At 66.1% G+C, this 12,831-nt stretch carries 12 protein-coding genes; 4 read left to right on the top strand and 8 right to left on the bottom strand.

Annotated features, from left to right (window positions below; all coding sequences use genetic code 11):
* Positions 1–27 precede the first annotated feature (27 nt).
* Complete coding sequence (locus WDM24_RS34200; RefSeq protein ID WP_338828899.1) at positions 28–2,181, top strand: pseudouridine synthase; 2,154 nt, start codon at positions 28–30, stop codon at positions 2,179–2,181.
* Positions 2,182–2,187: 6 nt separating this feature from the next.
* Entirely contained in the window at positions 2,188–2,742 is a 555-nt protein-coding gene (gene rsmD, locus WDM24_RS34195) for a 16S rRNA (guanine(966)-N(2))-methyltransferase RsmD (protein WP_166303517.1), read from the top strand.
* A 201-nt stretch (positions 2,743–2,943) separates the two neighbouring features.
* On the opposite strand, the gene mutL is transcribed toward rsmD, so the two are convergent.
* Positions 2,944–4,761, bottom strand: coding sequence for a DNA mismatch repair endonuclease MutL (gene mutL, locus WDM24_RS34190; RefSeq protein WP_338828898.1), 1,818 nt, complete (start codon positions 4,759–4,761; stop codon positions 2,944–2,946).
* Positions 4,762–4,992: 231 nt separating this feature from the next.
* Here mutL and WDM24_RS34185 point away from each other — a divergent pair, with 231 nt between their 5' ends.
* The gene (locus WDM24_RS34185; RefSeq protein WP_338828897.1) at positions 4,993–5,316 is read left to right on the top strand and encodes a ribbon-helix-helix domain-containing protein; all 324 of its coding nucleotides are present in this window, start codon (positions 4,993–4,995) and stop codon (positions 5,314–5,316) included.
* Between the two features lie 187 nt (positions 5,317–5,503).
* Here the strand turns inward: WDM24_RS34185 and WDM24_RS34180 are convergent, their stop codons facing one another.
* The 4 genes from WDM24_RS34180 to WDM24_RS34165 form a co-directional block, all read right to left on the bottom strand.
* Positions 5,504–7,072 (bottom strand): GMC family oxidoreductase, encoded by a 1,569-nt coding sequence (locus WDM24_RS34180; RefSeq protein WP_338828896.1) that lies wholly within the window; start codon positions 7,070–7,072, stop codon positions 5,504–5,506.
* A 29-nt stretch (positions 7,073–7,101) separates the two neighbouring features.
* Complete coding sequence (locus WDM24_RS34175; RefSeq protein WP_338691849.1) at positions 7,102–7,650, bottom strand: gluconate 2-dehydrogenase subunit 3 family protein; 549 nt, start codon at positions 7,648–7,650, stop codon at positions 7,102–7,104.
* A 92-nt stretch (positions 7,651–7,742) separates the two neighbouring features.
* A complete protein-coding gene (locus WDM24_RS34170) occupies positions 7,743–8,138 on the bottom strand; it encodes a VOC family protein (protein WP_166303531.1) in 396 nt (131 codons plus the stop codon).
* On the bottom strand, positions 8,139–8,459 hold the full coding sequence (locus WDM24_RS34165) for a c-type cytochrome (protein ID WP_029081924.1): 321 nt from the start codon (positions 8,457–8,459) through the stop codon (positions 8,139–8,141). It lies immediately after the preceding gene.
* Positions 8,460–8,849: 390 nt separating this feature from the next.
* On the opposite strand from WDM24_RS34165, the gene WDM24_RS34160 reads away from it, so the two are divergent.
* Complete coding sequence (locus WDM24_RS34160; RefSeq protein WP_338828895.1) at positions 8,850–9,152, top strand: hypothetical protein; 303 nt, start codon at positions 8,850–8,852, stop codon at positions 9,150–9,152.
* A 57-nt stretch (positions 9,153–9,209) separates the two neighbouring features.
* Here WDM24_RS34160 and arfB read toward each other — a convergent pair whose 3' ends face one another.
* The 3 genes from arfB to WDM24_RS34145 form a co-directional block, all read right to left on the bottom strand.
* Positions 9,210–9,629: an alternative ribosome rescue aminoacyl-tRNA hydrolase ArfB gene (gene arfB / locus WDM24_RS34155; RefSeq protein WP_166303534.1), complete on the bottom strand. Its 420-nt coding sequence runs from the start codon at positions 9,627–9,629 to the stop codon at positions 9,210–9,212.
* A 358-nt stretch (positions 9,630–9,987) separates the two neighbouring features.
* A complete protein-coding gene (locus WDM24_RS34150; protein WP_338828893.1) occupies positions 9,988–11,316 on the bottom strand; it encodes a pitrilysin family protein in 1,329 nt (442 codons plus the stop codon).
* Positions 11,317–11,349: 33 nt separating this feature from the next.
* Positions 11,350–12,741 (bottom strand): pitrilysin family protein, encoded by a 1,392-nt coding sequence (locus WDM24_RS34145; RefSeq protein WP_338828892.1) that lies wholly within the window; start codon positions 12,739–12,741, stop codon positions 11,350–11,352.
* Between the last annotated feature and the right edge of the window lie 90 nt (positions 12,742–12,831).

Here is a 12,831-nt window from a genome sequence, read left to right as displayed (position 1 = left end):
CCAATTGAACGTCCAGCGAGATTATTCATGCCCCGCGACAGCGACAAAAACAACGATTCCCGCGGCCGGCGTGATCGGCCCGGCGGTGGTCAAGGCCGCGGCGGCGGCAAAGGCCGCTCCGGCGCCGCCCGCGGACCGGACAAGAAATTCGCCAAGCGCGGCTTTGGCGACAAGAAGTTTGCCGGCAAGGGCGATGGCGAGAAGCGGCCCTATCGCGGCGACCGCGAGGACCGTCCGCCGCGCCGCGAGTTCGGCGACAAGCCGAGGTTCAACCGCGACGACCGCCCCCGCGGCGATCGGCCGCCGCGTGACGGCGATGGCGAGAAGCGCAGCTTCAAGCCGCGTGGCGACCGGCCGAGATTTGATCGCGGCGGCGATGCCGAGAAGCGCACGTTCAAACCGCGCGACGACCGCGGCGGCGAAAAGCGCCCCTACACGCCGCGTGGCGACCGCCCGAACTATAATCGCGATGACCGCGCGCCGCGTCGCGATCGCGATGACGCCCGCCCGGCGGGGCGGTTCTCCGATCGGAAGTTCGGCGACCGCAAGCCTTACGCGCCGCGCGAGCGTGACGGGGAGAAGCGGCCCTATACGCCGCGTGGCGAGCGATCGTTCGGCGACCGTCCTTCGCGCGGCGGCGACCGGCCCGAACGGAAATTCGGCGGCGACAGCAAGTTCAAGCGCGGTGCGGCGGATCGCGGGGGCGATCGTGATCGTGGTGACCGCGGCCCGCGCAAGGACTTTGGCGACCGGCCGCCGCGCGGCGAATCCAAGCCGTGGCAGAAGCGCGAGGGCGGCTCCGATCGTCCGGAGCGCGGGTCGCGTCCGTTCCGCGAGGGGCCGCGCAATTTCGACAAGCCGCGTTACGACAAGCCGCGCGATGATCGCGGCGGCGGCGAGCGGCCCAGGTTCTCGCGTTCCCGCGACGATCGCGAGCAAGGCGACCGTCATGAGCGGCCGAAGTTCAGCCGGCCGCGCTGGAGTCGTGACGAGGAAGGCGGCGAGCGCCGACGCGAACGGCCCGAAGGCCGCACCGACTGGCAGGAGCATCCGCGCAGCGAGGGTCGTTTCGGCGATCGCCCGCGCCGCGACAATGAAAACGACGGCGAGATTTTTGCGAAGCGCCCGGCCTTCGGCGGCCGCGGCGCCTATCGTGAACGTTCCTACGACGATCGCCGCGAGCGTCCCGAGCCGAAGCCGAAGAAATCCGGCGAGCGCATCGCCAAGGTATTGGCACGCGCCGGTCTCGCCTCGCGCCGCGATGCCGAAGAGATCGTCACCCAGGGGCGCGTCACCGTCAACGGACGCGTGATCAATTCGCCGGCGCTCGATATCACCGACAACGATGTCGTGGCGGTCGACGGCAAGCCGTTGCCGCCGCGCGAGCGGACGCGGTTGTTCATGTATCACAAGCCGCGCGGGCTGATGACGACGCATGCCGATCCCGAGGGACGGCCGACCGTGTTCGACAATCTGCCCGAGGGCCTGCCGCGGCTGATCTCGATCGGCCGGCTCGATTTCAACACCGAGGGCCTGCTGCTGCTGACCAATGACGGCGGGCTGGCGCGGACGCTGGAGCATCCCGACACCGGATGGCTGCGCCGCTACCGCGTGCGCGCGCATGGCGAGGTGACGCAGGGCCAGCTCGACCAGCTCAAGAACGGCGTCGAGGTCGACGGTGTCAAATACGGGCCGATCGATGCAACGCTGGAGCGCGACCAGAGCTCCAACGTCTGGGTGGTGTTCGCGATCCGTGAGGGCAAGAACCGCGAGGTGCGCAACGTGATGGCGCATCTCGGGCTCGAGGTGAACCGGCTGATCCGGGTCTCCTACGGTCCGTTCCAACTCGGCGAGCTCGAGGAGGGCAAGGTCGAGGAGGTCAAGACGCGGGTGCTGCGCGAGCAGCTCGGCGAGAAAATCGCCAAGGTCGCAGGCGCCGATTTCACGCGGCCCGAGCAGCGCGACGCCGACGACGGCGATGATACGCGCGCAAAGCCGTCCAAGCCGGTGGCGAAGAGGGCGGTGATCAACGACCGCAAGGGCCGCCGCGTGCTGGTGCAGCGCACCGGCAGCGAGGAAGCCCGCGCCCGCAACGAGGACGAGGCCAGCGGCTACGGCCCGCCGCGCCGGCCCAAGCGCGGCTATCACGGCAAGCGCGATCTCACGCCGAAGGACAAGTAACGGTCGATGCGCGTCGTCGGGGGCAGGCTGAAGGGCCGCAATCTCGCGTCGCCGTCGGGCCGCGAGATCCGCCCGACCGCGGATCGCCTGCGCGAGTCCGTGTTCAACATCCTGATCCACGCCTACGACAATCCGATCGCGGACGCGCGCGTGCTCGACCTGTTTGCCGGCACCGGTGCGCTCGGTATCGAGGCCGTCTCGCGCGGCGCGAAGTTCACGCTGTTCGTCGACAATGGCGCCGAGGCGCGGGCGCTGCTGCGCAACAATGTCGAGTCGCTCGGGCTTGGCGGCACGACCAAGGTCTATCGCCGCGATGCCACCGATCTCGGACCGGCGCATCCGGTCGAGCCGTTCTCGCTGGTGTTTCTCGATCCGCCCTACGGTAAGGGGCTCGCGGACAAGGCGCTCGCCTCGCTGCGCGATGGCGGCTGGCTGACGCCGGGCGCGCTGCTCGTGGTCGAGGAGGCGAAGGCCGCAGCGTTCGCGCCGCCCGCGGGTTTCGAGGAGCTCGAGCGGCGTGCGTATGACGACACGGAGTTCGTGTTTTTGCGCAGGCCGTGATGTTACCGCTTGATGTGCTGTCATCACCCGCGCATGCGGGTGATCCAGTACGCCGAGGCCTCTCGACTGATCACGATCGCCGCGGCGTACTGGATCGCCCGGTCCCGTCTACGCCAAGGCTTCGACGAGGCCTATGATCCCAGGCACGCCGAAGCTTTAGCGAAGGCGGCAAGCCGGGCGATGACAGCGGAGTGTGCAGTCCTACCTGCGCCCGAACAGCTTCTCGATATCGCTCAGCTTCAACTCGACATAGGTCGGGCGGCCGTGGTTGCACTGGCCGGAGTTCGGCGTGTCTTCCATCTCGCGGAGCAGCGCGTTCATCTCTTCCGGCTTGAGACGGCGGCCGGCGCGGACCGAGCCGTGGCAGGCCATGGTGGCGGCGACATGCATCAGGCGGCGCTCCAGCGGCAGCGCCTCGTCCCATTCCGCCATGTGTTCGGCGAGGTCGCGCAACAGGCCCGCCGCATTAGCCTTGCCGAGCAGCGAGGGCGTCTCGCGCACCGCGACCGCGCCGGGACCGAAGGATTCGATCGCGAGCCCGAACGACGCCAGCTCCTCGGCGCGGTCGAGCAGCTTCTCGACGGTCGCCTCGTCGAGCTCGACGATCTCGGGGATCAAGAGGATCTGCCGTTGCACGCCGTTCTTCGCCAGCGAGGCCTTCAGTCTCTCATAGACGATGCGCTCATGCGCCGCGTGCTGGTCCACCACGATCAGGCCATCGCGGGTTTGCGAGACGATGTAGGTCTCGTGGATCTGGGTGCGCGCGGCCCCGAGCGGGCGGTCGAGCAGATCGGGCGCGGGCGCCGCCTCGAAACGCACATCGGCGCTCGGCGTGCCGACATCGAAGGCGGCCTGTCCGGGCTCGGCGAACGCGGGCGCCGCCGTCCCCTCGAACGCGCGCATCGGATTGACCGGATATGACGGCGAGCCGCGCCAGTCCCAATTGCCCGGGCGCGGCGGCGTGAAGGCAGGCTGGAACGCCTGCAACGTCGCGCCGTCGGCGGTGTTGGCCGCGGTGCGTCTGCCCTCGCGCGCGAGGCCATCCTTCAAAGCGTGCACGATCAGCGCGCGGACCAGGCCGGCATTGCGGAAGCGCACCTCGGTCTTGGCCGGATGCACATTGGCGTCGACCTCTTGCGGGTCGCAGGTCACGAACAGCGCCACGACGGGATGGCGGTCGCGCGGCAGATAGTCGGAATAGGCCGCGCGCACGGCGCCGAGGATCAGCTTGTCGCGCACCGGGCGGCCGTTGACGAACAGATACTGCCCGAGCGCATTGGCGCGGGTCAGCGATGGCGCGGCGGCGAAACCTTCGACCACGACGCCCTCGCGCTCGGAGCGGACTTCGATGGCGGAGCTGCGGAAATCCGCACCCAGGATATCGCCGAGCCGCGTCAGCCGGCCGGCCGCGCCGGGCAGCGCTGCCGCCCAGGTCACCGGTGCGCGCTCCTCGCCGGCCAGCGTGAAGGCAATGTCGGGGCGCGCCATGGCCAGCCGCCGCACCACCTCACGGATCGCCTCCGCCTCGGTGCGATCGGTCTTGAGGAATTTCAGCCGCGCCGGCGTGGCGTAGAACAGTTCGTTGACCTCGACGCGGGTGCCCTGGCCGAGCGCAGCCGGCATGATCGCCGACTTCTCGCCGCCTTCGACCGACAGCGACCAGGCGTGCGGCTCGCTGGCATGACGCGTGGTGATGCCAAGTTTTGCAACCGCGCCGATCGACGGCAGCGCCTCGCCGCGGAACCCGAGCGTGCGGATGCGCAGCAAATCTTCGTCGTCGAGCTTGGAGGTGGCGTGGCGGTCGACCGCAAGCGCGAGGTCGGCGCGGGTCATGCCGCTGCCGTCATCGGTGATGCCGATCCGACGCCGCCCGCCGCCATCGGTGAAAACATCGATCCGGCTCGCGCCGGCGTCGATCGCGTTCTCGACCAGTTCCTTGACCACGCTCGCCGGGCGTTCGACCACTTCGCCGGCGGCGATGCGGTTGACGAGCTGTTCTGGGAGCTGGCGGACGGGCATGGATTGGATGTCGGATGAGCGATTCGAGCCTGGTCGCGACTATAAATGGCCGCGGCGGCAAATGCATGGGAGCGCTGCGCCTGCCCGATCCAGCTGGGGATGATTCCGGCCTATCGCCTTGAAGACGCTCATCTTCAGCGACCGGCGCGTTACCCCCTACGTCGCGATTGTGGGGCCGCGCGCGCCGGTATATCGTTTAGAAAAATTATAAGTTCTTGCCGGAGGAACGCCATGTGCCATCTTTTCGCGCACCAGCCGCAACGCGACTATGAATCGCACACCGGATCGTTGCGGATCGACGGCCATTGCACCTCGATAAGGCTGGAAATGTCGTTCTGGGACACGCTGGAGGAGATCGCGGCCAAGGAAGGCATGACGCTGGCCAAGTTCCTCACCACCTTGCACAACGAGGTGCTCGACCATCACGGCGAGGTGAACAATTTCGCGTCGCTGCTGCGCTGCTCCTGCCTGATCTACCGCGCCAAGGCGAATGCGCCGGTGGTCGTCCCCGACTATAGCGGCACGGCGGCAGCGATCCTGGACGCGGCGGAATAGCGTCGCGCCAACCCGTCACGCAAAGAGAAAAGCGGCCTTGTCCTGTTGGGCAAGGCCGCTTCAGTGAGAGGGGAATTGGATTTTCTTGCTGGAGGCTCGGTTCTGATTGAATCAGAACCGAACCTCCAGCTTCTTGTTTTGACGCGTTTTCTTCACGCGAACCGGTGCCACTTCGCTCGATAACGCTCTAGATCTCCTTGCGCTGCATCGCGCCGGCGATGTGGTCGGCCTGCCGGATCGCCAGTGACACGATCGTCAGCGTCGGGTTGCACGCCGCGCCCGAGGTGAACTGGCTGCCGTCGGAGACGAACAGGTTCTTGATGTCGTGGGTCTGGCCGAACTTGTTGACCACGCCGTCGCGCGGCTTCTCGCTCATCCGGTTGGTGCCCATGTTGTGGGTCGAGGGATAGGGCGGCGTCGGATAGGTCACGGTGGCGCCGACCGCCTCATAGACCGCGGAGCCCTGCTTGTAGGCGTGATCGCGCATCGCGACGTCGTTCGGATGATCGTCGAAATGCACGCTGGCGACCGGCAGTCCGAACTTGTCCTTGATCTTCGGATCCAGCGTGACGCGGTTGGTCTCCTGCGGCATGTCTTCGCCGACCAGCCACATGCCGGCCATCCGCGGATAGCCCTCGATCGCGCTGGTGAAGCTGCGGCCCCAGGCGCCGGGATTGAGGAACGCCGCCATGAACGGTAGGCCGAGCGACAGCGTTTCCATCTCGTAGCCGCCGACGAAGCCGCGCTTCGGATCGTTCTTGGCCTCGTCGCGGATGATGCCGGCCATCGTGGTGCCGCGATACATGTGCACCGACTTCTCGAAGCTCGCATACACGCTGCCGGTCATGTGCCGCATGTAGTTGCGGCCGACCTGGCCGGACGAGTTGGCGAGCCCGTCGGGGAACATGCTGGAGGCGCTGTTGAGCAGCAGCCGCGGGCTCTCGATCGAGTTGCCGGCGACCGCGACCACGCGCGCCTTCTGGCGCTGTATCGCGCCGCTCGTATCGGCATAGACCACGCCGGTGACTTTCCCGGACTGGTCGTGCTCGATCTTGATCACCATGCTGCCGGGGCGCACCTCGAGATTGCCGGTGGCTTCGCCCTTCGGAATCTCGGTGTAGAGGGTCGACCATTTGGCGCCCGACTTGCAGCCCTGGAAGCAGAAGCCGATCTGCTGGCAGGAGCCGCGGCCGTCGCGCGGTTCGCTGTTAATCGCCATCCGCCCGGTGTGCACTTCCTTGTAGCCGAGCTTTTTGGCGCCGGCCTCCATCACCTTGAAGTTGTTGTTGCCGGGAAGTCCGGGGATGCCGTTGGTGCGGGTGACGCCCATCTTGTCCTCGGCCTTGGCGTACCATGGCTCCATTTCGGCGAGCGTGATCGGCCAGTCGATCAAGTTGGCGCCGGGGATGTTGCCGTAGGCGGACTTGATCTTGAACTCATGCTCGTCGAAGCGCAGCGATGCGCCGGCCCAGTGCGTGGTCGAGCCGCCGACAGCCTTCACGATCCAGGCCGGCAGGCCCGCAAAGTCCTTGGCGACGCGCCAGCTTCCCGACGTGGAGCGCGCGTCGGCCCAGGCGAGCTGGGTGAAGCTGTCCCACTCGTCGTTGATGAAGTCCTGGTTCTCGATACGCGGACCGGCCTCCAGGATCACGACCTTGACGCCCTTCTGCGCCAGTTCATTGCCGAGCGTTCCGCCGCCGGCGCCGGAGCCGACGATCACGACAACGCCGCTGTCATTCAGATCGAATTTTGCCATTGTTTCCTCCCGAGCGTTCGTTGTCCGATTCAGGCTTTCGGCAGCCAGTCGATATCGGCGAAGCCGCGTTTGATGTAGCCGCCATGCTCGGCGGAGGAGCCCTCGTAGCCGAACCTCGGCCACACCTCCTTGTTGTTGTAGAGCGAGACGATGAGGTCGCCGCGGATCTGCTGGAAGAACGCGCTTCCCTCGATCTGCTGCAGCAGCGCGACGCGATCGTTCTCCCAGGCGACCTGGACATAGGGCATCTTGTGGCGGTCGTTGGCCGCCTGATCGAGCCTGATAACGCCGTTGTTGATCAGCGATTTGACCGCCGGATCCTTCGCCGCCTTCGCATCCCACGGCTTGACCGCGGTGATGTAATAGCTGTCGCCGAGGAAGTCGTGCGGATAGATGTCGCGCGCCATCTTCAACAGCGTCTTCAGCGTGGCCGGCGTCAGCGTCGAGGCGTCATCGGCCCACGCATCGGTGATGCCAAGCCCGGTGGAGGTCGCGATCGCGACTGCCGGTGCGGTCGCGGCCGCGCCTTTGAGGAAGACACGCCGGTCATATTTGCTGCGTCGATCGATTTCTCTCATGGGTTTCCTCCGTCAACATTTTTTGTAATTGAACCATTTTGTCTGGGCATGATCTTGCCGGAAAACCGGTACCCACTTTTCCGGATCATGCTCTAACCGAACCGCCCGCCGCGCTGGATCACCTCGATCTTGTAGCCGTCGGGATCGGAGACGAAGAAGAAGCGCGCCAGCGTCTTGCCGTCATGCTTGAAGTCGCGCAGCGGCCCGGGCGACAGTTTCTCCTTTTCGAAGCGTGCGTGCTCGGTGTCGACGTCATCGACCACGACGGCGAGATGGCCGTAGCCGTCGCCGAGCGCATAGGGCTCCTTGCGATCGAAATTCACCGTGAGCTCGACCTCGAACGGCGAGGAGGGATGGCGCAGATAGATCAGCGCGAAATCGGGAAATCGCAGATTGTCCGCGATCTCGAGGCCGAACGCGCGCTTGTAGAAGTCGAGCGCCCTGGCCTCGTCGAACACGCGGATCATCGAGTGCACGGGTTTCGCCATTCAGTTCAGCTCCTTCAGGTAGGCGATGATCATGGCGCGGGTTTCCGGCTTGGCCTGCCGATAGGCCATCACGGCGCCAGGGATCACCTCCTGCGGATTGGCCAGCCAGGCATCGAGCCTGGCGTCGTCCCAGACGAAATCCGCCTTGGTAAAGCCCGCGGAATATTTGAAGCCGTCGGCCTGGCCGGCATGGCGGCCGACGATCTTGAAGAGTGACGGTCCCTGCCGGACGGGATCCGATGTGTTGGTGGTATGGCAGGTCGCGCATTGCTGCTTGAACAGCGTCGCCCCGTCGGGCGGCTTGGCGGCAGGCAAGGGCATTTGCGCGCCGGCCATTTGCACTGCAAACATCGCGCTGCAAAATCCCAGCGCCAACGTCCACTTGGCCCGCAGCTTTGTCATATACATCACCGCCTCTGTGCGGTGACTGTAGGAGGCTGAAATCGGCCATTGGTAGTAGCGGGCTGTTTCACCGCAGAACAAAGATGGGCGGTGATCTGGCGCGGAACCGATCGTTGCCGCATATGCGAACGACAAATCCGCAAAATGACCGCGAAATCCCTGCACGATCACCACACGACGCAGCTTGCATTGCGCGTGCGCCGTTTGCGGAAAATTCAGTCTCGCGCGATGGGGTTCAGGGTCGGCGCTGCAAACGGCGCACGTCCTGCGCCGCTCCGTCCATCGTCAATTAAAGTCCAGGAGAAATGGATGACGTTTGTGAAAACCAGCGTGCTCGCCCTTGCCGTCTCAGCCGCGATGGCCGGCCCCGTTCTGGCGCAAGGGGCCGCATCGGATACCCAGCTTCGCGGCGGTGCACAGGGCAGGGGTACCATGCAGCAGGGCGGCGGCATGTCCGGCAGCGGCGATGAGGAAATGGCGGCGCAACCGACTGCTCCGACGCAGAAGAGCGGGGCCAACGCCAAGGCGGGCAGCAAGGGAACGGTCGGCAGCGGCCACGCCGCGCCGAAGTCCAGCGGTTCCGAGATGGCGCCGGGGACCAAAAAATATTGATCCCGCAATGATCGGATACCGGATGCAGCGCCGCGCGTGCGCTGCGTCCGGTGCTCTTCAATCATCGAAACGGCGGGTGCCGCGGCCGGCCTTGATGTCGCTGCGGTGCTTCTTGCCCTCAAGCCGGCGCTGCTTGGAGCCGAATGTCGGCTTGGTCGGGCGGCGCGGTGTCGGCCGCACCATTGCTTCCTTCAGCATCTCAAGCAGCCGCTCGATCGCGTCAGTGCGATTGCGCTCCTGGGTGCGAAAGCGGAAGGCCTGGATCACGATCACGCCGTCCTTGGTCATGCGGCTGCCCGCGAGGCGCGCCAGCCGCTGCGCCGCGTCCGGCGGCAGCGTGATCTTGTGCGTGTCGAAGCGGAGCTGCGCTGCGGTCGAGACCTTGTTGACATTCTGTCCGCCCGGTCCGGAGGCGCGGACAAACACGATCTCAATGTCGTTCTCGTCGATCGTAAGGTCGCGGGACACCCGCAGCATGACATCACCCGGTGGGGAAGAATCGGCGGCCGCAGGATAGCGGGTTTGCGCTGGGCGTGCTCGGGCGGTGTTGATAGGGTTTGCGTTACGTCTGCTACCGGAGTGCGGGGCCACCCCTCTCCCCAACCCTCCCCCGCATCCGCCTTCGCCAAGAGGCTTCGGCGGACAAGAGGGGGGAGGGAGCCCATCCGCCTGTGCGTCCCTAAAGATCCAGCGCAATCGCCAGCTGTGACGTGATGCGAGAACACGATGTGAGGTGAGCACGCGTGTCAGGCTCCCTCCCCCCTTGCGGGGGAGGGCGGGGAAAGGGGTGGCCGCAACGGAAGTGCGTGTGGAGAAGCGGTCGTGCCGAAGCGCGTCAGTTCGCCTTCGGCGGCGCCGACACCGGCTGCGCCGCGGCTTGCGGGGAGCGGCCGACGATTACGGTGAGCAGGCCGTTGCCCCAGAGCTTTTTGGCGACCCGCTTGGCGTCGTCGAGCGTCACCGCATCGACGATGGCGTTGCGCTTCTCGATGTAATCGATCGGCAGCTTGTCGAGCTGGTACTGCAGCATCGCCTGCGCGAGCTTGGAGGAGGTGTCGAGTGCCAGCATCTGCGAGCCCTTCAGATAGGACTTCGCCTCGTCGAGTTCCTTCTGCGTCGGGCCTTCCTCGGCGATGCGGCGGACTTCGGCATCGATCGCATCGACGGTCTCGCCGGCGCGATCGGCGCGGGTGCCGGTGTTGCCGATGAACAGCGCGGAGTGATCCATCCAGACCAGCGCTTCATAGATCGAATAGGCCAGCCCGCGCTTCTCGCGCACTTCCTTGTAGAGCCGCGACGACGACCCGCCGCCGCCGAGAATGTGGTTCACCACATAGGCCGGCATGAAATCCGGGTCGTGCCTGTTGATGCCGGGGCCGCCGAAAGTGACGACGGTCTGCGGCACGTCGAGCGGGACAAAGGCGCGCTGTGGCGGCTTGGTCGCCGCGACGTCGGGAATCGGCGCCAATTCGGCCTTCGCGGGCAGGCCGCCGAAGGTCTTGTCCAGGAGCTTGCCGAGCGTCTCAGGGTCGACGTCGCCGACCACGGCGATGCGCAGCGTATCCTTGGCGATGATGCGGCGGACATAGTCCTTCAGGTCCGATATCTCGATGGTCGGTACGCTCTCGAGCGTGCCGGTGGCGGTCCTGGCATAGGGATGATCGCCGAATGCGAGCTCGAGGAACTTGCGGCCGGCCAGCGACGACGGATTGGTCGATTCGCGGCGCAGGTTCGAGATCACCTGAGCGCGGATGCGTTCGACGTCCTTCGGCTCGAACCGCGCCGAGGTCAGTGCCATCCGCAACAGGTCGTAGGCTTCGTCCTTGTTGTCCTTGAGCATGCGCAGCGAGCCGCGGAATTGATCGCGGTTCGACTGGAAGCTGAGCTCGATGGCGCGGCGCTCGAGCCGCTCGTGATAGGTCTTGGAATCGAGATCGCCGGAGCCCTCGTCGAGTAGGTCGGCGACCAGATTGCCGACGCCGGGCTTGCCGGGCGGATCCTGGCTGGCGCCGCCGCTGAAGGAATATTCCATCGCGATCAGCGGCACGGTCGCATCCTGCACGAACCACGCCTCGATGCCGCCGGGTGACACCAGCCGCTGGATCTTGGCCGAGGGCGCCGATGCGGCCTGATGACAGCGAAAGCAGCGCGGCGCAGGCGCCACCGATCAGCGCTGCACGGCGGGTCAGGGAATAGATCACGAGCGCTTCTCCTCGCGTTTCGGCGCAGTATCCTTGATCAGATAGCCGGTCACCGACCGCTTCTTGTCGAGCCAGGTGGCGGCCGCGGCACGCACCTGCTCGGCGGTCACGGCGCGAATGCGATCCGGCCAGCTCCTGATGTCGTCGATGCTGAGCCCGGTGGTCAGCGCTCCGCCATACCAACGAGCCAGCGTCGCCTGATTGTCCTGGGCGTAGATCGCTTCCGCGATGAGCTGGGTCTTGACCCGTTCGAGGTCCTCGGCGCGGGCCGGGTTCTGCGCGAGGTCGGCGATCACCTTGTCGATCGCGTCCTCGATCTGGGCGAACTCGACGCCCGCCTTGGGCGTCACCGAGATCGAGAATTGCGACGGATCGAGCGAAGTGCCCTGGTAGCCGGCGCCGGCCGAGATCGCGAGGCCCTTGTCGATCACCAGCGAGCGATAGAGGTAGGAGTTGGCGCCGCCGCCCATCAACTGCGCGAGCACATCGAGCGCCTGGCTTTCGCCCGATGCGGCTGTGGTCGCCGAGGGCACCAAATAATAGCGGCGAAGGCCCGGCTGTTCGACACGCGGATCGGACAGCGTCACGGTGCGCGGTGCGGCCGGCGTCGGCTCCTGCGGCCGGACGCGCTTCTCGGGAATTGCCTTCTGCGCCGGGATCGGGCCGAAATTCTTCTCGACCAGCGGTCGGATATCGTTGACGTCGACGTCGCCGGCGATGACCAGGATCGCGTTGTTCGGCGCGTAGAAGCGCCGGTAGAAGGCGAGCGCATCCTCGCGGTCGAGCTTCTCGATCTCCTGGTGCCAGCCGATCACCGGCCGGCCGTAGGGATGGTTGAGATAGAGCGCGGCCATGATCTGCTCGGTGAGCCGGGCGTCCGGGTTGTTGGCAACGCGCATGTTGTACTCTTCGAGCACGACGTCGCGCTCGGGCAGCACATTCTCGTCCTTCAGGATCAGGCCGGTCATGCGGTCGGCCTCGAACTCCATCATGGAGGCGAGCTGCTCGCGCGGCACGCGCTGGAAGTAGCCGGTATAGTCAACCGAGGTGAAGGCGTTCTCGTTGCCGCCGACCCGCAGCACGGTCTTCGAGAACTCGCCCTCCGGATGCTTGGCGGTGCCCTTGAACATCAGATGCTCGAGGAAATGCGCCAGCCCCGATTTGCCGGGCGTCTCGTCGGCGGAGCCCACCTTGTACCAGATCATCTGCGTGACGACCGGCGTGCGGCGATCGGGGATCACCACGACCTGCAGGCCGTTATCGAGCGTGAAGCTGGCGGGGCGTTCCGAGGTGACGGTGGTCTGGGCGCGGAGGCTGGCGCCCGACAGCGGGATCGTGGAAACAAATGCGGCAGCAAACAGGGCAATCGATCGGCGTGAGGGCATCATGATCCTTGTTGAAGCCCGGACACACAGCCGGGGCGCGAAAGCAAGCCATCGTACACGGTCGCATCCGTGCCCGTCGTCACGAAGCGGAGA

The sequence above is a fragment of the Bradyrhizobium sp. 27S5 genome, assembly GCF_037217225.1.
Taxonomy (GTDB): domain Bacteria; phylum Pseudomonadota; class Alphaproteobacteria; order Rhizobiales; family Xanthobacteraceae; genus Bradyrhizobium; species Bradyrhizobium septentrionale.
Note: the sequence above shows the minus strand (reverse complement) of the source record. Positions and strands in the feature narration are given on the sequence as shown.

Bases quoted from the DNA above. Each gene is read 5' to 3' on its own strand.
- WDM24_RS34185 (WP_338828897.1), top strand. From the start codon at position 4,993: ATGTGCCATCTTTTCGCGCACCAGCCGCAACGCGACTATGAATCGCAC.
- WDM24_RS34160 (WP_338828895.1), top strand. From the start codon at position 8,850: ATGACGTTTGTGAAAACCAGCGTGCTCGCCCTTGCCGTCTCAGCCGCG.
- arfB (WP_166303534.1), bottom strand. From the start codon at position 9,629: ATGCTGCGGGTGTCCCGCGACCTTACGATCGACGAGAACGACATTGAG.
- WDM24_RS34170 (WP_166303531.1), bottom strand. From the start codon at position 8,138: ATGGCGAAACCCGTGCACTCGATGATCCGCGTGTTCGACGAGGCCAGG.
- rsmD (WP_166303517.1), top strand. From the start codon at position 2,188: ATGCGCGTCGTCGGGGGCAGGCTGAAGGGCCGCAATCTCGCGTCGCCG.
- mutL (WP_338828898.1), bottom strand. From the start codon at position 4,761: ATGCCCGTCCGCCAGCTCCCAGAACAGCTCGTCAACCGCATCGCCGCC.
- WDM24_RS34145 (WP_338828892.1), bottom strand. From the start codon at position 12,741: ATGATGCCCTCACGCCGATCGATTGCCCTGTTTGCTGCCGCATTTGTT.
- WDM24_RS34180 (WP_338828896.1), bottom strand. From the start codon at position 7,072: ATGGCAAAATTCGATCTGAATGACAGCGGCGTTGTCGTGATCGTCGGC.
- WDM24_RS34175 (WP_338691849.1), bottom strand. From the start codon at position 7,650: ATGAGAGAAATCGATCGACGCAGCAAATATGACCGGCGTGTCTTCCTC.
- WDM24_RS34200 (WP_338828899.1), top strand. From the start codon at position 28: ATGCCCCGCGACAGCGACAAAAACAACGATTCCCGCGGCCGGCGTGAT.
- WDM24_RS34165 (WP_029081924.1), bottom strand. From the start codon at position 8,459: ATGCCCTTGCCTGCCGCCAAGCCGCCCGACGGGGCGACGCTGTTCAAG.